26 protein-coding genes and 1 pseudogene are annotated in these 24,909 nt (G+C 37.4%); all 27 read left to right on the top strand.

From position 1 onward, the window contains the following. Positions 1 to 7: 7 nt before the first annotated feature. The 27 genes and pseudogenes from GLW08_RS01455 (at position 8) to GLW08_RS01325 (ending at position 24,878) form a co-directional block, all read left to right on the top strand. Positions 8 to 685, top strand: a complete 678-nt coding sequence (locus GLW08_RS01455) for a flagellar biosynthetic protein FliO (protein WP_160846815.1) — start codon at positions 8 to 10, stop codon at positions 683 to 685. Then, the gene (gene fliP / locus GLW08_RS01450; RefSeq protein WP_160846814.1) at positions 678 to 1,343 is read left to right on the top strand and encodes a flagellar type III secretion system pore protein FliP; all 666 of its coding nucleotides are present in this window, start codon (positions 678 to 680) and stop codon (positions 1,341 to 1,343) included. The genes GLW08_RS01455 and fliP overlap by 8 nt, the downstream gene beginning before the upstream one ends. 25 nt (positions 1,344 to 1,368) lie before the next feature. Further along, the gene (fliQ, locus tag GLW08_RS01445) at positions 1,369 to 1,638 is read left to right on the top strand and encodes a flagellar biosynthesis protein FliQ (protein WP_160846813.1); all 270 of its coding nucleotides are present in this window, start codon (positions 1,369 to 1,371) and stop codon (positions 1,636 to 1,638) included. Between the two features lie 3 nt (positions 1,639 to 1,641). Next, on the top strand, positions 1,642 to 2,424 hold the full coding sequence (gene fliR, locus GLW08_RS01440) for a flagellar biosynthetic protein FliR (protein ID WP_160846812.1): 783 nt from the start codon (positions 1,642 to 1,644) through the stop codon (positions 2,422 to 2,424). Then, positions 2,424 to 3,506, top strand: coding sequence for a flagellar biosynthesis protein FlhB (gene flhB, locus GLW08_RS01435; protein WP_160846811.1), 1,083 nt, complete (start codon positions 2,424 to 2,426; stop codon positions 3,504 to 3,506). Before fliR ends, flhB begins: the two co-directional genes overlap by 1 nt. 20 nt (positions 3,507 to 3,526) lie before the next feature. Then, a complete protein-coding gene (gene flhA, locus GLW08_RS01430) occupies positions 3,527 to 5,560 on the top strand; it encodes a flagellar biosynthesis protein FlhA (protein WP_160846810.1) in 2,034 nt (677 codons plus the stop codon). Next, positions 5,557 to 6,699 (top strand): flagellar biosynthesis protein FlhF, encoded by a 1,143-nt coding sequence (gene flhF, locus GLW08_RS01425; protein ID WP_160846809.1) that lies wholly within the window; start codon positions 5,557 to 5,559, stop codon positions 6,697 to 6,699. Before flhA ends, flhF begins: the two co-directional genes overlap by 4 nt. Then, positions 6,692 to 7,555, top strand: a complete 864-nt coding sequence (locus tag GLW08_RS01420) for a MinD/ParA family protein (protein WP_160846808.1) — start codon at positions 6,692 to 6,694, stop codon at positions 7,553 to 7,555. The genes flhF and GLW08_RS01420 overlap by 8 nt, the downstream gene beginning before the upstream one ends. Positions 7,556 to 7,561: 6 nt before the next feature. Further along, positions 7,562 to 8,641: a protein-glutamate methylesterase/protein-glutamine glutaminase gene (locus GLW08_RS01415; protein WP_160846807.1), complete on the top strand. Its 1,080-nt coding sequence runs from the start codon at positions 7,562 to 7,564 to the stop codon at positions 8,639 to 8,641. Between the two features lie 5 nt (positions 8,642 to 8,646). Next, positions 8,647 to 10,749, top strand: coding sequence for a chemotaxis protein CheA (locus tag GLW08_RS01410; protein WP_160846806.1), 2,103 nt, complete (start codon positions 8,647 to 8,649; stop codon positions 10,747 to 10,749). Positions 10,750 to 10,766: 17 nt separating this feature from the next. Then, entirely contained in the window at positions 10,767 to 11,237 is a 471-nt protein-coding gene (locus GLW08_RS01405; RefSeq protein ID WP_160846805.1) for a chemotaxis protein CheW, read from the top strand. A 5-nt stretch (positions 11,238 to 11,242) separates the two neighbouring features. Continuing rightward, positions 11,243 to 11,881, top strand: a complete 639-nt coding sequence (locus GLW08_RS01400) for a chemotaxis protein CheC (protein WP_160846804.1) — start codon at positions 11,243 to 11,245, stop codon at positions 11,879 to 11,881. After that, entirely contained in the window at positions 11,874 to 12,371 is a 498-nt protein-coding gene (locus GLW08_RS01395) for a chemotaxis protein CheD (protein WP_160846803.1), read from the top strand. The genes GLW08_RS01400 and GLW08_RS01395 overlap by 8 nt, the downstream gene beginning before the upstream one ends. Further along, on the top strand, positions 12,371 to 12,742 hold the full coding sequence (locus tag GLW08_RS01390; protein WP_160846802.1) for a heme biosynthesis protein HemY: 372 nt from the start codon (positions 12,371 to 12,373) through the stop codon (positions 12,740 to 12,742). Before GLW08_RS01395 ends, GLW08_RS01390 begins: the two co-directional genes overlap by 1 nt. A gap of 33 nt (positions 12,743 to 12,775) precedes the next feature. After that, entirely contained in the window at positions 12,776 to 13,555 is a 780-nt protein-coding gene (locus GLW08_RS01385) for a FliA/WhiG family RNA polymerase sigma factor (RefSeq protein ID WP_160846801.1), read from the top strand. Positions 13,556 to 13,576: 21 nt separating this feature from the next. Further along, positions 13,577 to 14,962 carry a DUF342 domain-containing protein gene (locus GLW08_RS01380; RefSeq protein ID WP_160846800.1) on the top strand — a complete coding sequence of 462 codons (1,386 nt, stop codon included), beginning with the start codon at positions 13,577 to 13,579 and terminating at the stop codon, positions 14,960 to 14,962. Between the two features lie 30 nt (positions 14,963 to 14,992). Beyond that, positions 14,993 to 15,274 (top strand): hypothetical protein, encoded by a 282-nt coding sequence (locus GLW08_RS01375; protein WP_160846799.1) that lies wholly within the window; start codon positions 14,993 to 14,995, stop codon positions 15,272 to 15,274. Positions 15,275 to 15,304: 30 nt separating this feature from the next. Continuing rightward, a complete protein-coding gene (locus GLW08_RS01370) occupies positions 15,305 to 15,841 on the top strand; it encodes a DUF6115 domain-containing protein (RefSeq protein ID WP_160846798.1) in 537 nt (178 codons plus the stop codon). A 159-nt stretch (positions 15,842 to 16,000) separates the two neighbouring features. Then, complete coding sequence (gene rpsB, locus GLW08_RS01365; protein WP_036816419.1) at positions 16,001 to 16,738, top strand: 30S ribosomal protein S2; 738 nt, start codon at positions 16,001 to 16,003, stop codon at positions 16,736 to 16,738. Between the two features lie 86 nt (positions 16,739 to 16,824). Further along, on the top strand, positions 16,825 to 17,709 hold the full coding sequence (gene tsf, locus GLW08_RS01360) for a translation elongation factor Ts (RefSeq protein WP_160846797.1): 885 nt from the start codon (positions 16,825 to 16,827) through the stop codon (positions 17,707 to 17,709). Between the two features lie 84 nt (positions 17,710 to 17,793). Then, on the top strand, positions 17,794 to 18,516 hold the full coding sequence (gene pyrH / locus GLW08_RS01355) for a UMP kinase (protein ID WP_160846796.1): 723 nt from the start codon (positions 17,794 to 17,796) through the stop codon (positions 18,514 to 18,516). 2 nt (positions 18,517 to 18,518) lie between these two features. Then, entirely contained in the window at positions 18,519 to 19,076 is a 558-nt protein-coding gene (frr, locus tag GLW08_RS01350; protein WP_160846795.1) for a ribosome recycling factor, read from the top strand. Positions 19,077 to 19,234: 158 nt separating this feature from the next. Continuing rightward, positions 19,235 to 19,999, top strand: coding sequence for an isoprenyl transferase (locus tag GLW08_RS01345; protein ID WP_160846794.1), 765 nt, complete (start codon positions 19,235 to 19,237; stop codon positions 19,997 to 19,999). A 12-nt stretch (positions 20,000 to 20,011) separates the two neighbouring features. Then, positions 20,012 to 20,684, top strand: a pseudogene (locus GLW08_RS22330) (phosphatidate cytidylyltransferase). Between the two features lie 27 nt (positions 20,685 to 20,711). Continuing rightward, a complete protein-coding gene (dxr, locus tag GLW08_RS01335) occupies positions 20,712 to 21,857 on the top strand; it encodes a 1-deoxy-D-xylulose-5-phosphate reductoisomerase (protein ID WP_160846793.1) in 1,146 nt (381 codons plus the stop codon). 25 nt (positions 21,858 to 21,882) lie between these two features. Then, positions 21,883 to 23,139 (top strand): RIP metalloprotease RseP, encoded by a 1,257-nt coding sequence (gene rseP, locus GLW08_RS01330; protein WP_160847848.1) that lies wholly within the window; start codon positions 21,883 to 21,885, stop codon positions 23,137 to 23,139. A gap of 35 nt (positions 23,140 to 23,174) precedes the next feature. After that, a complete protein-coding gene (locus GLW08_RS01325) occupies positions 23,175 to 24,878 on the top strand; it encodes a proline--tRNA ligase (RefSeq protein ID WP_160846792.1) in 1,704 nt (567 codons plus the stop codon). Positions 24,879 to 24,909: the final 31 nt, after the last annotated feature.

Here is a 24,909-nt window from a genome sequence, read left to right as displayed (position 1 = left end):
GGAAAATATGAAATTGAAACCAATCATCAGGGTTTTAATAGCTTGTATCACACTTGCAACAGTTCCAATGGCACATGTACATGCAGGTTCTAAAAGTGTCGATTGTGCCTATAACCCTGAAAAATGCCAAGATGATAATAACTCAAACCAACCAGAGGAAGAGGAACCAACATCTACTTCCCCTGGTCAGAGTTCTAGTGACAGTCCTTCTATAGGTTGGCAAATTGTTAAACTCGTGTTTGCTGTTTTGTTTATTGTTGTACTTATCTATGGACTACTGAAATTTGTAAATAAGCGAAACAAAATGTTTCAAAGCGTGAAGACGCTCGAAAATATTGGAGGCGTTTCACTGGGTCAAAATAAATCGCTTCAAGTGGTGCGCATCGGAGAGCAATATTATGCAGTTGGAGTAGGAGATAATGTAGAGCTCTTAACAGAAATTACCGATGAAAAGACAATTCAAGCATTCCATCAACAGAATGATCAAGCGAGTTATTCAGCAAGTTCCATACTCGCAAATGTTATTCCAAAGACGAAACAACAGTCAGGAAAAGGGGAAGAAAAGAGTTCTAGTTCCTCTGTTCAATTTCAGCAATTATTTCAATCTGAGCTGAATTCGTTAAAACAAAAAAGGAAGAAAGTGATGGATCAGCACCAAAAGCAGAAAGAGGATTCAGATGAATGAATTTATAGATGTCTTCTCCAATTCAGATCCGTCAAATGTTACTACATCTGTTAAACTTCTGCTTCTGTTAACGATACTTTCTCTCGCTCCTAGTATATTAATTTTGATGACATCTTTTACAAGAATCTTAATTGTTTTATCTTTTGTGAGAACATCCCTCGCGACGCAACAAATGCCTCCTAATCAAGTATTAATAGGATTAGCTTTGTTCCTGACATTCTTTATCATGGGGCCTATTTTTCAAGAAGTGAATGAAGAAGCTCTTACGCCTCTTTTTAATGAGGAGATTACACTAGATGAAGCATATGATAGAGCAAGTGAACCCATGAAGGAATTTATGGCGACTCACACAAGGGAAAAGGATTTAGCTCTTTTTATGAATTATACGGAGATGGAGAGACCTGACACCATTCAAGAGATTCCCATTACAACGTTAGTACCAGCATTTGCTATTAGTGAATTAAAAACGGCTTTCCAAATGGGATTTATGATATTTATACCATTTCTCGTTATTGATATGGCTGTAGCAAGTGTCCTCATGTCAATGGGGATGATGATGTTACCACCTGTCATGATTTCCTTGCCCTTTAAAATCTTACTATTCGTTTTAGTAGATGGTTGGTACCTCATTACACATTCATTGCTGGAAGGATTCTAATATCCTAAGAAAGGAGGCCCCTGATATGAATAGTCAGTTTGTAATTTCATTAGCAGAGCGTGGCATTTATACAGTACTTATCGTCACTGGTCCATTACTCATTTTGGCTTTATCAGTTGGATTGCTTGTTTCTATTTTTCAAGCAACAACACAAATTCAAGAACAGACGCTTGCCTTTATCCCTAAAATTGTAGCTGTTATGGGTGGGCTAGTATTCTTTGGGCCATGGATGCTATCAAAAATGGTGGAGTTTGCTGCAAGTATTTTTAATAATCTTAATCAATTTGTAGGGTAACCGATGCTTGAGTTTATCGATTTAAATAAACTACCAGCCTTTCTATTAATCTTTGTAAGGGTTACTGCTTTTTTTGTTACAATACCTATTTTCTCTTACAAAAACGTCCCAACACAGCATAAAGTAGGTTTTAGTTTCTTCTTAGCTTGGATTATGTATTACACAATTGATATTCCAGAGATAACGATTGATGGAACCTTTTACATCTTATTGCTCAAAGAAACGCTGGTTGGATTAGCTATTGGTTTTATTGCGTACCTCGTATTAGCAGCCATCCAGATTGCTGGGGGGTTTATTGATTTCCAAATGGGTTTCGCTATCGCAAACGTAATTGACCCCAGAACTGGTGTTCAGAGTCCATTGATTGGTCAATATTTATATACGGTGACGTTGTTATTCTTGCTAGCTGTTAATGCGCACCACATGTTAATTGATGGAGTATTTTACAGTTACGAACTGATACCCATAGAGAGTCTAGACGTAGGCTTTTCAAACCAATCTATGGTTTCTTTTGTAATTGAAACGTTTAATCAGATGTTTGTTATTGCTTTTCAAATGGCGGTTCCAATTGTGGGATGTTTGTTTTTAGTTGATGTGGCGTTAGGTATAGTGGCTAGAACCGTTCCGCAATTAAACGTGTTTGTAGTTGGTCTTCCATTAAAGATCTTCGTCAGCTTTGTAGTGATTTTAATATCTTTTGGTATGTTTACCATTTTAATTAGAGACATATTTGAAATGATGCTTATGTCCATGAGGGGATTAATGAGGATAATGGGAGGTGCCTAATGAACCATCTTCGCTTAGATTTACAATTCTTTTCACAAGAAAAAACGGAAGAAGCTACTCCCAAAAAACGGGAAGACAGTAGAAAAAAAGGTCAAGTAGCTAAGAGTCAGGATGTAAATACAGCACTTTTATTATTTGCTGTATTTTTGATTCTTTTTGTGGTTGGCGGGTTTCTAAGAACACGTTTCACCACCTTATTTGAACAAAGTTTTAGCGAATACATTACTTGGGAAGTAACACAAAACACTGTTCATGAAATTATGTTTGAATCAACGATGGAAATGGCATCCACGTTGGCACCAATAATGGGAATGGCTATATTAGCAGGACTAGCCTCAAACTTTTTGCAAATTGGCGTGTTGTTTACTGGTGAGCCATTGAAAATTGATTTAAAAAAACTAAATCCTATTCAGGGTGCTAAAAAAATATTTGCTGCTAGAGCATTAGTTGAGTTAGTGAAATCGTTGTTGAAGATTGGTTTTGTGGGTTCTGTAACCTTCTCAATCCTATGGTTTCGTCGTGAAGATATGATGGAGATGTCCCAAAAAGGATTAGAAGCAGCAGTGGCATTTTTTGGTCAAACCACTGTCATCATGGGACTAGCAGCTTCATTATTATTACTCGTACTCTCTGTTATTGATTATACATATCAGCGTTATGATCATGAGAAAAACATCCGAATGTCAAAACAGGATGTAAAGGATGAGCATAAGAACATAGAAGGTGACCCGCAGATAAAATCAAAAATTAAAGAACGTCAACGACAAATGTCCCAACAACGCATGATGAGTGAAGTACCAGAGGCGGATGTTGTTATCACAAACCCTACTCACTATGCGGTAGCTATCAAATATGATGAATCAAAAGCTCAGGCACCGTACGTTGTTGCTAAAGGAGTCGATTATGTAGCCTTGAAAATTCGTGAGATTGCTAAACAACATGATGTCGTAACTGTTGAAAATCGATCTTTAGCAAGAGCCATGTACGACTCTGTAGAAATTGATAACGCCATTGGAGAAGAGTACTATCAAGCGGTAGCGGAAATATTAGCTTATGTATATCGTATCCAAAAAAAAGCTTAAGGTAATAGGGAGAGAATTCTATGTCAGCTAGAGATTTATCGGTACTTGTGGGAGTAATATTAATTATTGTCATGCTAGTTATTCCCCTGCCACCTGTACTGTTAAGTGTCTTTATACTTATAAATATATCACTCGCACTTATGGTAATATTGGTAGCCATGAATACAACAGAAGCATTAGAGTTTTCCATTTTCCCTTCATTACTGTTACTACTAACCTTATTCCGATTAGGGTTAAATGTGTCTACCACTCGTTCCATACTTGCTAATGCAGAGGCTGGTGGAGTTGTATCAACATTCGGAACATTCGTTACGGGGAATAGTGCTTTGGTTGGTTTTGTAATCTTCTCCATCTTGGTTATTATTCAGTTTTTGGTTATCACCAAAGGTGCGGAACGTGTATCCGAAGTAGCGGCACGTTTTACGTTAGATGCTATGCCAGGAAAGCAGATGAGTATTGATGCAGATTTGAATGCTGGATTAATTTCTGAGCAGCAGGCTAAGCAACGAAGAGAAAAAATTGAAAATGAAGCAGATTTTTATGGGGCTATGGATGGTGCCAGTAAATTTGTTAAAGGTGACGCTATCGCAGGAATCATTATTGTACTTATAAATATATTATTTGGACTTATAATTGGTATGACACAAAAAGGAATGGGCTTTAGTGAAGCGATTGATACATATATGCGTTTAACTGTAGGGGATGGCCTAGTCAGCCAAATACCAGCCCTTCTTATATCAACGGCTACTGGTATTACCGTTACCCGTGTAGCTTCAGAGGGGAATCTTGGAACAGATGTAACAGGTCAGATGTTACGCTATCCTAAACTCCTATATATAGCTGGGGCAACCATCTTTATGCTCGGCCTAACTCCTGTACCGATACTTATTACGACAGTTATAGCGGGAGTTATGATCTTTGGAGGATGGTATCTTACAAGAGCTGCTGAACAACAAGAAATGCCTCAAGAAGATGAGGGTGAGGAACAAGAAAGTTCTGAAATGCAATCTCCTGAAAATGTTGTTAATTTAATAAGCACTGATCCTATAGAATTTGAATTTGGATATGCCCTCATTCCTATTGCTGACGCTAGTCAGGGAGGAGACCTACTTGACCGAATTGTCATGATAAGGAGGCAATTAGCCATCGAATTGGGGCTCGTAATTCCAACAGTAAGAATACGTGATAATATACAACTCAACCCGAATGAATACCGGTTAAAAGTAAAAGGAAATGAAGTAGCGAAAGGTGAACTACTTTTAGATCATTATTTAGCTATGAGTCCAGGAGTTGAAGATGATGCAGTAGAAGGAATTGATACACAAGAACCTGCGTTTGGTCTTCCAGCAAAATGGATTACGGAGGAAACGAAAGAAGATGCTGAAATGTTTGGTTATACAGTAGTAGATCCTCCATCTGTCGTATCAACACATATAACCGAGATCATAAAACAACATGCACATATGCTATTAGGAAGACAAGAAACGAAACAACTTATCGATCATCTTAAAGAATCTTATCCAATTTTAGTTGAGGAAGTTACACCAGAGCCTTTATCTGTAGGTGAAATTCAAAAAGTTTTATCCAAGCTTTTAAGAGAAAATATATCAATCAAAAATCTACCTATTATATTTGAGACCTTAGCCGACTTTGGAAAGATGACAAATGACACAGAATTACTTGCTGAATACGCACGCCAATCATTATCAGCACAAATCACATATCAGTTCTTACAAGAGAATGATTCTATTAAAGTCATCACCGTTTCAGGAAAGGTTGAAAAAACCATCGCGGAGCATGTTCAACAAACGGAACATGGCAGCTACTTAGCTTTAGACCCAGAGTCTCAGCAGTCCATAGTGCAGTCTGTAGCTCAGCAAGTTGAACAGCTTTCCTTACAAGAAGAAACGCCAATCGTATTATGTTCTCCTGCTGTTAGAATGTACCTGAAACAATTACTGGATCGATTTTTACCTCAAGTTGTTGTCTTGTCTTATAACGAATTAGAACCAACTGTTGAAGTCCAAAGTGTAGGGGTGGTGAATGTAGCATGAAGGTAAAAAAATTCGAAGCACCAACAATGCCTGAAGCGATGAGTCAAGTTCGGAAAGAATTAGGAAATGAAGCGGTCATTTTAAATTCCAAGGAAATTCAAAAGGGAGGCTTCCTTGGTTTATTCCGAAAAACCAACATCCAAGTTATTGCAGCCATCGATCCTCAACCGAAAATGGAAGAGCATGAGTCAAAACCAAAACAGATGTATGATAACTTCTCCAAAAAGACAGAGCAGGGCTTTAATATGTCATCCATGAACACGAAAGAGAATGATGACATCAAAAAAGAGATTCAAGAACTTAGGACGATGATGGAGCAACAGTCAAATCAGTTCACACTATATCCAGCGCCTCTTCAAAAATTATATGAATCATTACTAAATCAGGAGTTATCAAAAACTAAATCGAAAGAGCTCATTGATCCATTAGTTGAAAAATATTATTTAACCCAAAAACAGATGACGAATCAAATGGCCGAGGAAATGCTTCGTGAAGAATTGCACCAACATCTTCAAACGATTCCGCTTGGAGGGATTGATTTTTCAAAGCAATTTGTTCATATTGTTGGTCCTACAGGAGTAGGGAAAACGACCACAATAGCTAAAATAGCAGCCGAAGCTGTATTGAAGCATAAGAAGAAAGTCGCTTTTATAACAACCGACACATTTCGAATTGCGGCCATCGACCAATTGAAAACATATGCAAAAATTCTAGATGTTCCTATTGAAGTAGCTTATAACTTAGATGATTATAAGAAAGCTAGAGAAACGTTTCAGAATTATGATCTTGTTCTTGTAGATACAGCGGGCCGTAACTTTAGAGATCCTAAATATGTCAAGGAGTTGCAGAAGGTGGTAGACTTCACTGAAGACCTCGAAACTTATCTTGTGCTATCTATTACTTCAAAGGTTAAAGACCTAGATGAAATTTTTTCACAATTTTCAACTGTTCCATTAAAAAAATTAATATTTACTAAAGTTGATGAAACCTCTCAATATGGAGGGATGTTAGAGCTTGTACTTAAGCATAAAGTAGGTGTTGCCTACTTGACTAATGGGCAAAATGTACCAGATGATATAAAAGAAGCATCAATTGATCAGATTTTAAACAGGATAGTTGGTGAAGGCTCATATGAATGATCAAGCACATAATCTTAGGCAGAAGCTTAACCGAATAAAGCATGATTCGGAAGCTAAAACCATCGCTATTGCTAGCGGAAAAGGTGGTGTGGGTAAGTCAAATTTTGCTCTGAATTTTGCCTTGTCCCTTACAAAACAAAATAAAAAAGTTTTGATATTTGATTTAGATATTGGCATGGGCAACATTGATATTTTGTTAGGTTTGTCTCCTCAGTATTCTATTGTAGATATGTTTGAGGAACACTTATCTATTCACGATGTGATTGAAACAGGACCTAACTCCTTGTCTTATATTGCAGCAGGGTCAGGTCTTTCTAAGCTGTTCCACTTAAATGATTCGAAATCAGAATATTTTTTCAACCAACTCCAAGAAATCATTGAATGGTATGATTACATCTTTTTTGACATGGGAGCAGGAGTAACAGATGAGAGTTTGAATTTCATTTTAGCAGCAAACGAATGTATTGTTGTAACTACTCCAGAACCAACCTCTCTTACAGATGCCTATGCCATGATTAAGCATATATATAATAAACAATCAAAATTGCCCATTTATTTATTAGTTAATCGCGCTCATTCTCGAAAAGCAGGAGAGCAAACGATGACAAGACTTCAAGAAGTGGTGGAAAAATTTCTAAACAAGTCGATTAACCCTTTAGGGATTCTGCCTGATGATAGATGTGTAACGAAGGCTGTATCAAGGCAATTACCATTTGTTACATATGATGAACATTCAAAAGTAAGCCGTACGATTCGTAACATAGTTAAGCAATACCTTCAAGATATAACAACCATTCAGGAACAAGGTAAGCGACCATTTGTTTCTAAATTAAAACGCTTCATGCTAGAAAGGTAGATAGCCATGATCAATATCAGAGTATTAATCATAGATGATTCCGCATTTATGAGGAAAATGATAAAAGACATACTAGAGCATGATACTCGTTTTACGGTTGTTGGAACAGCAAGAAATGGAGAAGATGGCTTACAAAAAATAAAACAACTACAACCAGATGTCGTCACTCTAGACATAGAAATGCCTAAAATGGATGGTCTGACTTGCCTACAACACATAATGAAAGAAAACCCATTGCCAGTTGTTATGCTATCCAGTCTTACTCACGATGGTGCAGAGAGCACAATAAAAGCAATGGAATACGGCGCTGTTGACTTTATAGAAAAGCCATCCGGATCAATATCTCTTGATATTGAAGTAAAGAAAGATGAAATTATTCAGAAAGTTTATGAATCATTTAAAGCTAATTTACAAGAGGTTCAAACGGATGCTTTAGAATATGAAGATATTCCAACGATTCCATACGAACCACCATCGAGATTATTAATGGAGAAAAACCTTAAGAAAATCGTTGCCATTGGTACTTCCACTGGTGGTCCAAGAGCCTTACAACAAGTTATCACAAAACTTCCTGCGGATATACCCGCACCCATTCTAATTGTGCAACATATGCCATCTGGTTTTACCAAATCATTAGCGAAGCGATTAAACGTTTTATCAGAAATAGAGGTTAAAGAAGCAGAAAATGGAGAAATTCTTCGAAAAGGTGTAGCCTACATCGCTCCTGGTAATTATCATCTGAAAGTTCAAAGAGTCGGCTTATCTCTAGCAATCAAGCTAGATCAAAGTGACACTAGAAATGGGCATCGACCTTCCGTGGATACAATGCTAGAGTCCCTGGCAGTATTAATAAACTACCAAGCTTACGCAGTTATTATGACTGGTATGGGATCAGATGGATCAGAGGGATTACGTTATTTAAAGTCTAGAGCACAACAAACCATTGCTATTACCGAATCTAGTGAATCAGCTATTGTTTACGGTATGCCTAAAGCAGCTGTCTTAACGAATAAAGTAGAACACATCGTACACTTGAAAGATATAAGCTATACCCTCGTTAGTGTAATGGGGAAAAATAAGGGGTGAAAAATATGGAAATGAGCCAGTACTTAGAAGTATTTATTGAAGAAAGTAAAGAACATTTACAAACAGTCAATGACTCACTGTTAGCTTTAGAAAAAAACCCTCAAGATTTATCAATCGTTAATGAGATTTTCAGAGCTGCCCATACCCTTAAAGGGATGTCAGCTACGATGGGATATCAAGATTTAGCGAATCTAACGCATATAATGGAAAATGTTTTAGATGCTGTTCGAAATCATCAAATAGAAGTTGACTCAAATATACTCGATATCGTGTTTGATGCCGTTGATGATTTAGAAGCGATGGTTACTGATATATCAGCTGGTGGTAGTGGTGAGCGTAACGTAGAAGTTGTAGTTGAAAAACTTAAGCGTATAGAACAAGGAGAAAAACCTGCAGATGTTCAACACTCAAATGTAGATGTAACTAGTCAACACAACATTAGTGTAGATGAAGAAAATGCTTCTTTACCTGACACGATTTCCGATTTAGATGAATTTGAACTAACCGTATTGCAAGAGTCAGATGAACGTGGATTTACCAACTTTCAAATACTTGTGGAATTGAGAGAAGACTGCCTTTTAAAAGCAGCTCGAGTGTATATGGTATTTGAGGTATTAGAGCAAATCGGGGAAGTCATTAAATCTAATCCTGCCGTGGACCAACTTGAAGAGGAAAACTTTGATCATACATTTTCCATTTTAATCGTTTCAGAAGAATCAAATGAAGAAATTAAAAACAGAATTGAGAAAGTCTCAGAGATTGAAAGTGTTGATGTGAAAGAGTTTTCTATTAACCAATACCAAAACAATTCACAAAGTAATGGACAAGATTTCAAATCTGAGCAGGAAGTTGTTCCATCAGATTCTGAAAAAGAACTTGAAACAACGACTTCTTCTGTAGCTACGATGACACCACCTCAAGAAAAAACAGAAGAACCATCAACAACAAAGCAACAAACCTCACAAAACAAAACAATAAGAGTAAACATTGAGCGTCTAGATGTGCTAATGAACTTATTTGAGGAATTAGTCATTGATAGGGGACGACTAGAACAAATATCTAATGATTTAGATCATACCGAGCTCGAGGAAACTGTAGAACGAATGTCTCGTATATCAGGTGATTTACAAAACATTATATTGAATATGAGAATGGTACCTGTAGAGCAAGTATTCAACCGCTTTCCGAGGATGGTTAGACAACTAGCTCGCGATCTGAATAAGAAGGTTAACCTTGATATATCAGGTGCAGAAACAGAATTAGATCGTACCGTAATCGACGAAATAGGGGATCCACTTGTGCACTTAATTCGAAATTCTCTGGATCATGGTATCGAAAGTCCAGATCATCGAGTACAACAAGGTAAAACAGATGAAGGGACCCTTTCCTTAGAAGCTTACCATAGCGGCAACCATGTATTCATCGAAGTATCAGATGATGGTGGTGGTATTAACCGTGACAAGGTATTAGATAAAGCCATTTCAAATGGAGTTATTACACAAGAACAAGCCAAGGGTCTTTCTAATCAACAGGTTTTTGATTTAATAATGGAAAGTGGATTCTCGACTGCTGATAAGGTTTCAGATGTTTCTGGTCGTGGTGTTGGATTAGATGTGGTTAAGAACACAATCGAATCATTAGGGGGAACCATTACAATAGATTCGAAACTTGGTGAAGGGTCTGTATTTTCTATTCAACTTCCACTAACATTATCTATTATTTCGGTTATGCTGGTAGAGGTTCAACAAGAGAAATATGCTATTCCACTCTCCTCTATCATTGAAACAGCAATAGTGAAAAAAGATGACATTATGCATGCTCATAATAAAAAAGTGATTGATTTTAGAGGTAGAGTCGTTCCTTTAGTTTTCTTGAAAGATGTGCTTGATGTCCCTGTTGAAGAAGAGGAAGACTACTATTCTGTAGTCTTAGTAAGAAAAGGTGATAAGACAGCTGGTTTAGTAGTAGATTCATTTATCGGGCAACAAGAAGTAGTATTGAAATCTTTAGGGAATTACCTAACAAACGTATTTGCGATTTCTGGAGCCACTATACTTGGTGATGGACAAGTAGCATTGATCCTGGATAGTAATGCATTAATTAAATAACAAACGGGGGAGATACCATGTCTGAAAATAGTTTGCAAGACGAAAAAGTAATCGTGTTTCAACTGAATAAAGAAGAATATGGGGTGCCTGTCCAACAAGTTGGATCAATTGAAAGAATGCAACATATTACCAGAGTTCCTCGAACCTCAGAATTTGTGAAAGGGGTTATCAATCTACGGGGGGTTGTAACGCCTATTATTGATCTTAGAACTCGCTTCAATTTAGAACAAGTAGAATATAATGAAAGCACTCGCATTATTATTGTTTATATCGTAGACATGGAAGTAGGCTTAATCGTTGATGAAGCAAACGATGTGATCGATATTCCTTCAGAAGCCATTGAGCCTGCTCCGGAAGTAGTGGGTACTGTTGAGGTAGAGTACATAAGAGGTGTAGCCAAGTTAGAAAAACGTTTACTCATACTTCTAGACTTACCGAAAGTATTGTCTTTTGAAGAAATAAATGAATTAATGACTGTTGAAGGTTAAAGCCTATGTCGTTTATTGATCGTTTCTCTACCTATCACTTAGATATTTTACGTGAAATCGGAAATATAGGTGCTGGTCATGCAGCAACATCATTATCAAAATTATTAAATCAAAAAATTGATATGACAGTCCCAGCTGTACGTTTAGTTTCTTTTGATGAAATGATGGATATTGCTGGGGGGCCAGATCGGGTTATTGTTTCTGTATTTCTTAGAATTGAAGGGGATGCACCAGGAAGTATGTTTTTTATCGTGCCTCCTGAACAAGCTGATCGTTTAGTACGAGATCTCACAGGAGATACATCGTTTACTTTTACAACTTCTGCTGTAAATGAAATGGCATTCTCAGCAATTCTTGAATTAGGGAACATTTTATCAGGTTCTTATTTGAGCTCCTTATCTGACTTCACTCAATTATCGATTCAACCCTCAGTACCTTCTGTTTCCGTTGATATGGTAGGTGCTGTTCTGAGCTTCGGATTACTAGAGCTTTCTCAACAAAGTGACCATGCCATTGTTGTAGATACGTCGTTAAATGAAGGTGAATCAACTGGTGAAGAAGTGAATGGACATTTCTTCCTTTTACCTGATCCCGACTCTTTTGAAACGATTTTTAACGCGTTGGGAGTTACTGCATATGAATGAAACCATCTCGATTGTAAAGGTTGGCATCGCTGACTTTAATATAGTTCAAGCCCCTAACACGATTCGCACCTCTGGATTAGGTTCGTGTGTAGGAGTTGTTCTTTTTGATTCCAACTCGAAATTTGCAGGAATGGCTCATGTTATGCTCCCTACATCTACTATGGCGAAAGAAACAAAAACAAATATAGCAAAATACGCTGACACTGCAATACCTGCTTTAATACAAGTACTTTTGGATAAGGGTGTAAAGAAGTATGCGATGAAAGCTAAAATTGCCGGAGGCGCACAAATGTTTCAGTTCTCTTCGTCTTCTGACATGATGAGAATTGGTCCCCGAAATGTAGAAGCAGTAAAAGAGCAATTGAAAAAAGTTCGTATTCCTCTTATCAGTGAGGATTGCGGAGGAAATAGTGGGAGAACGATAGAGTTTCATCCAAGAACAGGGGTTCTGGAAATTCGAACAGTCAATAAAGGTGTGTCACATATATAATGGTAGGATCGGCTTTATGGAATTTAATATTTGCATTTGTTGGTGGATTATTAGCATTTTTTCTATCTTACTCAACCAATACAATATCCACTACAATGATACGTAGCGTAATCATATTCGTATTATTTTTTCTAATCATGTTTGTTATACGATGGATTATCTACTTCATCCAAAAGACACCATATAATGAAAAAGAATCGTTAGTACTAGATAAAGGTAGTGGAAATGCAAACCAAAAGAACCAAAATGTAGAAGATGAGTTATCGCATCATGAAGAAAGGGAAAAAAGCGAAAGAGAAGATTTATCAGATGAAGAAGCAAAAAAAACATCTGAAATGATACGTGAGCTTTTGAATAATGATGACAGGTAATTATGTAATCTTACATCGTCGAGGAGGGTCATTATGACAAATTATTCAGCTCCTCAGGAACAACAGCTATGGGAAAAGTGGGAGAAAGAAAGAGATATGGATGCTGCTAATGATTTAGTACAGGCTTATATGCATCTAGTTAATTATCACGTACATAGAATAGGGGCGCACCTCCCACAAAATGTAAGCAAAGAAGATATTAAAAGCTTAGGGTTGGTGGGGCTTTACGATGCTATTGAAAAGTTTGATTTAACCCGAGATTTGAAATTTGATACGTATGCTTCTTTTCGTATTAGGGGTGCGATTATTGACGGTTTACGTAAAGAAGATTGGTTGCCGCGTTCTGTTCGAGACAAATCAAAGAAAATAGAGAACGCATCTGAAAAACTTGAGCAATCACTTCAACGACCTCCTACTGCTGAGGAAGTAGCAAATCAGGTAGGAATTCCAGTAGAGGAAGTAGAAGAAGTCGTAAAAGACACTCTATTTGCCAATGTATTGTCGATGGAAGAAAAGCCTAAGGACTCTAAAAATGATCATAAAGAAGGTATTGGATATTCAATACCTGATCCAAGTACAAGTCCACCTGAGACAAATCTCGTAAAAGAAGAAAATTATGATGAACTAGCAGATGGAATCAAACAGTTAAATGAAAAAGAACAACTTGTAATTAGTTTATTTTACAATGAAGAATTAACGTTAACTGAAATAGGAAATGTATTAGGTTTAACAACATCAAGAATTTCTCAAATTCATGCAAGAGCCTTATTTAAACTACGTAAAATTTTAACTCAAATTGAATTAGTCAATTAGGTGTAGGCGGGAGGAGTTTCTTTGGGGATTGAACAATTTGAAGAGTTCTTTTCAGTGAAGATCAGTTCAGACAAAATGAAGGCAATGCTATACTTGAATAAAGAATACCATTTGGATATTTCATTTACTGAAGATGATTTAATAGAGGAATTGGTAGAACGGTCTGTTACATATGGTATTCAACAAGACAGGGTTAAGTTGGTTTCAACAGGGATGAAGTCGGAAGGGTTCCCTGTCGTGATTGCCGAAGGAACTTCTCCTCAACATGGACAGGATGGAACCATCAACTATGAAATAAACGTAAATGTTCAAAAACAGGTACAAACTGCTGGTCCTGTAAACTTCAGGGAAGTAATGGAGATCCCATCTGTACATAAGGGAGATAAATTGCTAACCGTTATCGATCCTACCGTTGGAAAACCAGGCAAAAATGTTATAAATAGTACTGTCTATCCTAAAAAGGGGAAGCCTGTAAAAATCAAAGCTGGTAAGAATGTTGAATGGAACCAACAAGAACAAGCTATGTATTCTACCATTGATGGACAAGTCAGTGTTGGGGAAAAAGTCATTCATGTATATCCATATTACGAGGTATCAGGGGATATCGATATGAGAACGGGGAATTTGGATTTTGTAGGGACCATTGTTATTAGAGGGAATGTACCTAATGGTTATAAACTCAAAGCAGATGGAGATATAAAAGTATATGGTTTAGTAGAAAGTGCAGTATTACTTGCTGGTGGCTCTATCTATGTTTCAGAGGGGATAGCAGCTTCATCTAGAGGAGAAGTCAAAGCTTCTCTAGATGTGCAGGTAGGCTATGTTAACCAAGGAAATATCGAGGCTGGAAGAGATATCATTGTTGAAAACTCAATTCTGCATAGTCACTGTATTGCCAGAGAACATATATATTGTGAAAAAGGTAGTATTATAGGAGGCTCTTTATCTGCTGGTACACTTATTCAAGGTAAAGATATTGGGAATAGAATGAGTACGACAACAGAACTTTTCTTTGGCGTGAATAAGAAAATAGTAGAGAAGGAGCAAATCCTTCAAACAAAGCAAGTGGAACTTAAAGATTCGATTAAGAAATTAACACTAATAGGTGAAAAGCTGAATAAAAAGAAAGAAGTAAGCGGATTATCTTCTAAAGAACGGATTACCCTTTTAAGACAACGTAATTCATTAGAGGTTACAGAACAACAGTTAAATGATGTGGAAGAACAACTGGAATCGCTCGGGGTAAACAATGAAGAAAATCCTAATGCCCAACTAATGGTTAATGGGACACTACATTCAAATACATATCTATCATTTGGCAAATATAAAAGACACATTATACACCCTAGTAAACGAGTCAAGGTAGAATTAAGGGATGGGGAGATTTCGATTCTTTCAAGAGATTAAGCTATCATTTGTCTAGAGGAAGTGGTTGAGATGGGTTGGAAGGCTGTTGAACTTCAAGGCGCACTCCCACGGATACAAGATGCTGGAAAAATTCAAGATCAAATGCAACAACGTGGGCAATTAATGAATAATCATATTACTCAACAACAATTGATTATGGAAGAGAGAAAACGCAAGAAAGTCATCGAAAACCAACAAAATGAAAGAGTTCATTTGCAGGAGAAGAGTAATGTAGATTCGAATGAGAATCCTAAAGAAATTAGAAGAGTCTACATCTTTAGAAAACACAAACCACCCTTATCTAGCACATAGAATAGATTTTAAAGGGTAAGAAGGGACAATATGTTACTATTTTTATTAGTCATTAGCTTTTTGCTTCATGGTGTAACTATATTTATATTGGTCACCTTATCATTGCGTGTAAATAAAAATAAAGAATTGGAGATGAAGCAAGAAAAGGTCGCAAAAGAGATAGAAGAAAGTTTTACAGCCTATCTAATTGAAATTAAGGAAGAAAATCAACGCCTCATGAATATGTTGGATGAAAGTGGTCAGACTGTTGATACGAATGCACCTTCCGTAGAGAGCAAAAACTATAAAGCTAGCGCTCATCGTGAGCGTCCAAAAGATAAAGTCGAACAGTATGAGCGTGATTATACATCATATTCCCACGAGCCTTCTATCCATTATAGTGAACAAAAAATGGATAATGGAGCTTTTAATCCTATGATGCCCGACAATCAAGGAGATTCCTTTGAACCATCGATGCAATCATCGATCTATCAGCTCTATGACCAGGGATATTCGAAAGAAGATATTGCTAAGAAATTGAATTGTGGAAAAACAGAAATCGAATTAATGCTAAAATTTCATTCATAAAAATAGAAATTACGCTTGAACGGTGAAGGGTCATATGGTATAGTTACTTTTGGTGTTAATACACACGTTTGTCGATTTATACGGGTGGTGCTCTACTAGAGTCCTTGTATAAAGATGAGACAAGCGGAGGAGAAATAAAAACCATTAGGAGGAAACATTATGTCTGTAATTTCAATGAAACAGCTTTTAGAAGCTGGTGTTCATTTTGGACACCAAACTCGTCGTTGGAACCCGAAAATGAAGAAATATATCTTCACAGAGCGTAACGGCATTTATATTATCGACCTTCAGAAAACAGTTAAGAAGGTAGATGAAGCATTTAACTACGTTAAGGAAGTAGCTGAAAATGGCGGTAACATCCTTTTCGTTGGAACTAAAAAACAAGCTCAAGAATCCGTTAAGGAAGAAGCAACTCGTGCAGGTATGTACTACATTAACCAACGTTGGTTAGGTGGAACCCTTACGAACTTCCAAACTATTCGTAAGCGTATTAATCGTCTAAAAGACATTGAGCGCATGGAAGAAGACGGTACTTTCGAAGTACTACCTAAGAAAGAAACGGTAGATCTTCTAAAAGAAAAAGATCGTCTTGTTAAATTCCTGGGCGGAATCAAGAATATGGAAAGTCTTCCAGATGCAATGTTTATCATTGACCCACGTAAAGAGCGCATCGCTGTAGCTGAAGCGCACAAATTAAACATTCCAATCGTCGGAATTGTAGACACAAATTGCGATCCAGATGAGATCGATTATGTGATTCCTGCGAACGACGATGCTATCCGCGCTGTGAAACTTCTTACTGCTAAAATGGCTGACGCTGTCCTTGAAGCAAAACAAGGGGAAGAAGTTGAAGAGGCAGAAGTAGAAGCTGAACAAGCAGAAGCGGCACAAGAGTAAGGAAGGTTTGAAAGGTGATAAGAGGGAAGAACCTTTTATCACCTTTTTTTCAGAAAAAAACCGAATTATTTAAAGGAGGATTTACCATGGCAGTAACAGCTAAAATGGTCAAAGAACTGCGTGAAAAAACAGGTGCAGGAATGATGGATTGTAAAAAAGCCCTATCTGAAGTTGAAGGTGACATGGAAAAAGCAGTAGCATACCTTCGTGAAAAAGGTATTTCTAAGGCTCAAAAGAAACAAGACCGTATCGCTGCAGAAGGCTCTACACATATTGAGGTAGACGGTAATACTGCCGTTATCTTTGAAGTGAACGCTGAGACAGACTTTGTTGCAAAGAACGAACAGTTCAAGCACCTACTTAATGAATTAGGTACTCACCTTGTTAAACAACAACCTGCAAACGTGGAAGAAGCTCTAGAGCAGAAGCTACATGGTGAAGGTGATACGCTTAACGATTATATTACTGAAACGATTGCTAAAATTGGCGAGAAGATCTCTCTTCGTCGTTTTGAAATTGTAGAAAAAACAGATAACGATGCATTCGGCGCTTATCTTCACATGGGCGGCCGCATTGGCGTTCTTTCCCTTCTAGAAGGCACAACAGAAGAATCTGTAGCGAAAGACGTTTCTATGCACGTTGCTGCAGTAAGTCCTCGTTATATCAATCGTGAAGAAGTTCCAGAAGAAGAAGTGAACGCAGAGCGTGAAGCTCTTAAGAAAGAAGCTCTTAACGAAGGCAAGCCTGAGCACATTGTAGAAAAAATGGTAGAAGGCCGCCTTGGCAAATTCTACGAAAGTGTTGTTCTTACTGAGCAAGCATTCGTAAAAGATCCTGATAAAAAGGTTAAAGAATTTGTTCAAGAACAGGGAGCTACAATCAAAGGCTTCGTACGTTACGAAGTTGGCGAAGGTATGGAAAAACGTGAAGATAACTTCGCTGAAGAAGTAATGAACCAGGTTAACAAGTAAAACAAGATAGCTTGGTGAGGAATAGGGGACACGGTGTGTTCCCTATTTTTCAAAAGCTTACATAAACGAGTGATGGAGGTAATTATGACAACAGCTCATTACCGTCGTGTGGTATTGAAATTAAGTGGTGAAGCCTTGAGTGGCCCAGAGGGATACGGTTTAGATCCCGAGATTATACAGTCAGTAGCTCGACAAGTAAAAGAAATATCTGAGCTAGGAGTGGAAGTTGCTGTTGTAGTTGGCGGCGGAAACATTTGGAGAGGTAAAGTAGGAAGTGAAGTAGGCATGGATCGAGCAACAGCTGATTACATGGGTATGCTTGCTACAGTAATGAATTCATTGGCGCTCCAGGATAGTCTGGAGAATATTGGAATTCCGACTCGAGTTCAAACTTCTATCGAGATGCGCCAAGTTGCTGAACCATATATTCGTCGAAAAGCCATTCGTCATTTGGAGAAGAAACGTGTTGTGATTTTTGCAGCAGGTACTGGTAACCCATATTTCTCAACGGATACAACTGCAGCACTTCGAGCAGCTGAAATAGAGGCTGACGTCATCCTAATGGCAAAAAATAACGTTGATGGCGTATACAACGCAGATCCTAAGCAGGATGAAAACGCCAGGAAATATGAAGAATTATCTTATTTAGATGTCTTGAACGAGGGATTAGGAGTAATGGATTCAACTGCTTCTTCTCTATGTATGGACAATGACATTCCACTTTTAGTATTCTCTATTATGGAAGATGGCAATATTAAACGCGCTGTTTTAGGCGAAAGTATTGGTACAATAGTAAGGGGGAAATAAAAATGCCAGAATCACTTATGAAAGAAACTCGTGAACAAATGGATGAAGCGGTAAGTGCATTTACTCGTCAACTAGCTACTGTTAGAGCTGGTCGTGCAAATCCAGCCATTTTAGATGGTGTGAAAGTAGACTACTATGGTGCAGTTGTTCCTTTGAATCAACTTGCGACAATTTCTGCTCCAGAAGCCCGTATGCTTGTCATTACACCATTTGATAAATCCTCAATTAATGATATTGAGAAAGCTATTCAAAAAGCAGATCTTGGTCTTTCACCATCAAGTGATGGAAATATTATTCGTATTAATATTCCTGCACTGAATGAACAACGTCGTAAAGATTTATCTAAGATTGTAAAAAAGTACACGGAAGAAGCGAAAGTACAAGTTCGTAACATCCGACGTGAAACAAACGATCAACTTAAAAAGCTTGAAAAAGACGGAGACCTTACTGAAGACGATCTTCGTAGCTATCAAGATCAGGTTCAAAAGGAAACGGACAAACACGTAGGTGAAATGGATAAAATCGCAAAGAACAAAGAAGAAGAAATCATGGAAGTTTAATGGATTTACTAGTACAATGAAAGTGAAGCCCTCTTGAAAATAAAGGGGGTTTTTCACTTTCAGCTAATCAACAGATTGTAACAGATTGGCTTTCGCTTCACGGCGAAAGCCACATTTTTCTATAATCATACTATTTAGCCCCTTATGGAGGATCTTGTATGTTTTTAAAACTTCCTTTTAAGAAACAAAAAACTACAAATACTGAAGAAATACAGCTTGATGATAGCAATTTACCGAAACATATTGCGATTATTATGGATGGCAATGGAAGATGGGCAAAAAAGCGTGGACTGCCACGTATTGCTGGCCATAAGGAAGGTATGGATGTTGTAAAGAAAATCGTTCGTAAATCTTCTGACCTTGGCTTAGATGTTCTTACGCTTTACGCGTTTTCTACAGAAAATTGGAAACGTCCAAAAACGGAAGTAGAGTTTTTGATGAGGCTTCCAGACGAATTTTTAAATACATATTTACCTGAGCTTATTGAAAATAATGTACGTGTCGAAACGATTGGAGCATTTGATCAACTTCCAAAACATACAAAAAAAGCTGTTGAAAACGCCAAAGAGCAAACAAAAGATAATACAGGTTTGATATTAAACTTTGCTCTTAACTATGGAAGTAGGGGAGAGTTAATCAGCGCAGTAAAATCAATTGTTCAAGATGTTCAAGATGGTGAAAAAACACTAGACGATATAGATGAATCTACATTTGAATCTTATTTATATACCCATAACTTACCAGACCCAGATTTGCTTATTCGCACAAGTGGTGAAATACGACTAAGTAATTATTTATTGTGGCAATTAGCCTATTCAGAATTTTGGTTTACTGAAATATTATGGCCCGATTTTGACGAAAACCTTTACGAAAAAGCAATCCATGACTATCAAAAACGAAAGCGTAGGTATGGAGGAGTATAGGGTGGAAAAGTGATAAAACAAAGAGTCGTAACAGCGATTGTGTTTGGTCTTTTCTTTAGCCCCATTATTTTTTGGGGAGCTACCATTTATAGTGCTCTTTTATATATTTGCGACGTTAGGACTTGTGGAGTTGTTAAAAATGAGAGAAATTTCTCCAACTTCTTTTCCAGGTTTGATTACTTTAATCTTACTTTGGATCTTACTAGTTCCTTTACCTTCTCTCACCTTTTTTGATTATGATTATATAGATATGACCAAGTTTGAGTCGACTCTTTTAGCTGTCCTTATTTATTAGCATATACAGTTTTGGTTATTACTTTGGGCTAGAGATACAGGAGTTTTTTTCTTCGGAAAAGCATATGGCAAACGAAAACTTTGGCTTGAAATTAGTCCGAAAAAGACGGTGGAAGGTTCGGTTGGTGGTGTTTTATTAGCTTGTTTGGTTGCTATAATTTTTTAGTTGACTGTTCCTGTTCATCCATCTTTTATTGTTGTGATAGCAGCAGCAATTTTAGTCTCTATATTATTTGGGCAAATTGGTGATTTGGTCGAGTCAGCATATAAACGAAATTATTCCATGAAAGATTCAGGCAGACTATTACCTGAGCATGGTGGTGTATTAGATCGGTTTGATAGTTTAATTTTTCTCTTACCAATCCTGCATTTTATTCATTATATTTCATAGGATTTATAAAGCATAGGAGCGTGCAATATGAAACGTATAGGCTTGCTTGGTGCTACCGGTTCAATAGGAGTACAAACAGCAGATATTATTCGAAAACATCCAGAGCAATTTAAACTTTTTGCTATGGCTTTTGGCCGAAATGTAGAGGAAGCGTTACCTATAATAAATGAATTCAGACCTGAGATAGTCGTTGTTCAAGATGCTGAGGTGAAAGAATCTCTGAAACGACAAGGGTATAATGGAATCATATATATAGGTACAGAGGGGATGTATGAAGTTGCTACTCATCCTAATGTAGATGTAGTAGTCAATGCAGTAATGGGGAGTGTTGGCTTATCCTCTACGCTTGGGGCCATCGAAGCAAATAAACAGGTTGCTTTGGCAAATAAGGAAACACTTGTAACAGCAGGGCACTTAGTAATGGATGCTGCTAAACGTAACAATGTATCCATCCTACCGATTGATAGTGAACACTCAGCCATTCATCAGTGTTTGAATGGAGAATCTAAAAATGATGCTAACAAAATCATACTTACTGCATCTGGTGGAAGCTTTCGAGATAAAAAACGAGAAGAACTGGAGAATGTAACAGTTGAGGATACTTTAAATCATCCTAACTGGAGTATGGGGGCCAAAATCACCGTAGATTCTGCTACAATGATGAATAAAGGATTGGAAGTAATTGAGGCGCATTGGTTATTTGACATGCCTTATGAGCAAATTGAAGTCATACAACATAGAGAAAGTGTTATACATTCAATGGTTGAATATGTAGATAAAAATGTTATGGCTCAATTAGGTACACCAGATATGAGAGTTCCAATACAATATGCTCTTACTTATCCAAATCGACTTGAACTTAACCAAACGAAAACGTTAAACTTAGTTGAAATAGGAACTCTGCATTTTGAGAAAATGGATTTTGATCGATTCCCATGTTTAAGATTGGCGTATGAAGCTGGCCGAGTTGGTGGTACGATGACGACTGTTTTAAACGCTGCGAATGAACAAGCTGTAGCATTATTTTTAAATAGTGAGATTTCTTTTCTGACCATCGAGACTCTTATAGAACGTGCTTTAGAGGCGCATGAAGCAATTGAACACCCTGACTTGGAAACCATCCAGAGAGTGGATAAAGAAACAAGAAAATTAGTTAAGTCGTACGTAAAATAAAAGGTAGGTGCTATCTTTGACATCAATGACAACAATAATAGCGTTTATATTTATGTTTGGCCTTTTAGTATTTGTACACGAATTAGGTCACTTAATTTTCGCTAAACGCGCTGGCATGTTAGCGCGAGAATTTGCAATTGGGATGGGGCCGAAGATTTTTTCCTTCGAGAAAAATGAAACGCTCTATACCATCCGTTTACTTCCTATAGGGGGGTATGTACGTGTAGCGGGAGATGACCCGGAAATTATTGAAATTAAACCTGGTCATCATGTAGGACTTGAATTTAATCAAGATGGGAGAGTATCCCACATTGTAGTGAACAATAAATCCAAACACCCTAATGCTCGCGTAATTGAGGTTGAGCATGCAGACCTTGAGCATCAGCTGAAAATTGAAGGTTACGAATTAGATGAAGATGAAAAACTTACGTTTGAAGTCAACCCAAAAGCTAAGTTTGTAATGGATGGCAAAGAGGCTCAAATTGCACCATATGATCGTCAATTTGGCTCTAAGACTCTCCCTCAAAGAGCAATGCAATTATTCGCAGGTCCAATGATGAATTTCATCTTGGCACTTGTTATCTTCCTTTTGCTTGGTTTCGTACAAGGAGTACCTGTTGAGGAAGCCCAATTAGGTGAACTAGAAAAGAACGGACCTGCTGACCAAGCTGGTTTGCAACAGGGAGATAAAATTGTAAGTGTAGATGATCAATCAGTTAGTACATGGTCTGGGTTTGTTTCAATTATTCAAAAGCGACCAAATGAATCTATTGATATGACTTACAGTAGAGATACAGAAACATCAACAGTAACAGTTAACACCAGGGAAGTTGAACGTAATGGTGAAAAGATGGGTCAAATAGGAGTGTTTCGACCCACAGAAAAATCATTTTTTGGCGCTTTTTCCTATAGTATCGGACAGACATATGAGTTCACAAAATTGATTTTAGTCACAGTTGGTAAAATGGTTACCGGACAATTTTCTATTGATCAGTTATCAGGTCCAGTAGGAATTTATAATGCTACTAGTACAGTAGTACAAACAAGCTGGCAGAGTTATGTTCCTTGGATTGCTTTATTAAGTATTAACTTAGGAATATTGAACTTATTACCGGTACCGGCTTTGGATGGTGGACGTTTGGTATTTATTGGCATAGAAGCAGTTCGAGGTAAACCAATGGATCCTCAAAAAGAAGGAATTGTCCACTTTATTGGTTTTGCTTTACTGATGTTACTAATGATTGTGGTGACTTGGAACGACATTCAACGATTATTTTTATGATTAAGCTTAAATGAATAGAGACGAGGTGCGTATGGATGAAACAGAGTGAAATGCTGTTACCAACATTAAAAGAAAACCCTGCGGATGCAGAAATTAAAAGCCATCAACTACTAGTCCGTGCAGGTTTCATCCGTAAAGTTGCTTCAGGAATATACTCCTTCTTACCTATTGGAAATCGAGTATTAAAGAAGGTTGAAGCAATCGTTCGGGAAGAAATGGAAGGTGCCGGTGCTCATGAAATGAATATGACAGCTTTACAACCTTCTGAATTTTGGAAGGAAACAGGTCGTTGGAACACATTCGGTCCTGAATTAATGAGAATAGATGATCGCCACCAAAGAGAGTTTGCTCTAGGTGCTACTCATGAAGAAGAGGTTACAGCGCTTATTCGAGATGAAGTGAAAAGCTATAAACAACTTCCATTAAGCCTATATCAAATACAAACCAAGTTTAGAGATGAACAACGTCCACGCTTTGGATTGTTACGTGGTAGAGAATTCTTAATGAAAGATGCCTACACGTTCCACCAATCTTATGAAAGCTTAGATGCTTCTTATGACAAAATGTTCAACGCTTATTCAAATATCTTTTCTAGATTAGGCCTTGATTTCCGTGCTGTAATTGCAGATTCAGGCGCAATGGGTGGAAAAGATACGCATGAATTTATGGTTCTTTCAGAAGTAGGAGAAGATACCATAGCTTATTCTGATTCTTCCCAATATGCAGCAAATGTTGAGATGGCACCAGTTGTTACTCAATATGAAAAAACATCAGATGAACCAAAGGAAAGAGAAAAAGTAGCAACACCAGATTGTAAGACCATGACCGATGTAGCCAATTATCTTGGTCATACATTGGCAGCAGGTTTGAAATCAATCATGTTTAAAGTCGATGAAAAATTAGTGATGGTCATTACTCGTGGAGATCACGAAATAAATGACGTGAAATTGAAAAACCTTTATGATGCTTCGTTAATTGATTTAGCTAATGAAGAGGAAACCAGAGAAGTTATGGGAGCTGGTTTTGGTTCACTTGGACCAATTGGCCTTCCAGATCATGTTGAGATAGTAGCAGATTATGCTGTTGAAGCATTGGTTAATGCTTCATGCGGAGCGAATGAAGATGGTTTCCATTATAAAAATGTCACTCCTGGTAAAGATTTTGAAATTAAGCAATACGCAGACCTCCGTTTTATTGAGGAAGGAGATCCTTCCCCAGATGGACAAGGTACCATTCAATTTGCAAAAGGAATTGAAGTTGGACATGTATTTAAACTAGGCGAGTTCTATGCAGAAAAAATGAATGCAACCTATCTTGATGAAAATGGGAAAGCGAACACATTAATCATGGGATGTTATGGAATTGGTATTTCTAGAACGATGGCATCCATTGTAGAACAATACCATGATGAAAATGGTATTACATGGCCAAAACAAATAGCACCTTATCAAGTTCATTTACTTGCACTAAACATCAAGAAAGAAGATCAAAAAGAGCTTGCTGATCGAATTTACGAAACATTAAAACAAGCTGGTATTGAAGTGTTATACGATGATCGTAAAGAGCGCGCTGGCGTCAAATTTGCAGATAGTGATTTAATTGGTATCCCTCTACGTATTACTGTAGGTAAGCACGCTGGAGAAGGGTACGTGGAGTGTAAAGAAAGAGCTTCTGGAGAGCAAAGCGATGTTCATGAAGGCGACCTTTTAGATCAAATTACTTCGTTTATCAATCAATAAAAACTAAAATGGATTATATCCATCTAGGGTA

Origin of the sequence: Pontibacillus yanchengensis (genome assembly GCF_009856295.1) — a bacterium.
Lineage (GTDB): Bacteria > Bacillota > Bacilli > Bacillales > BH030062 > Pontibacillus > Pontibacillus yanchengensis_A.
This window is presented reverse-complemented; position numbering and strand designations above follow the sequence as displayed.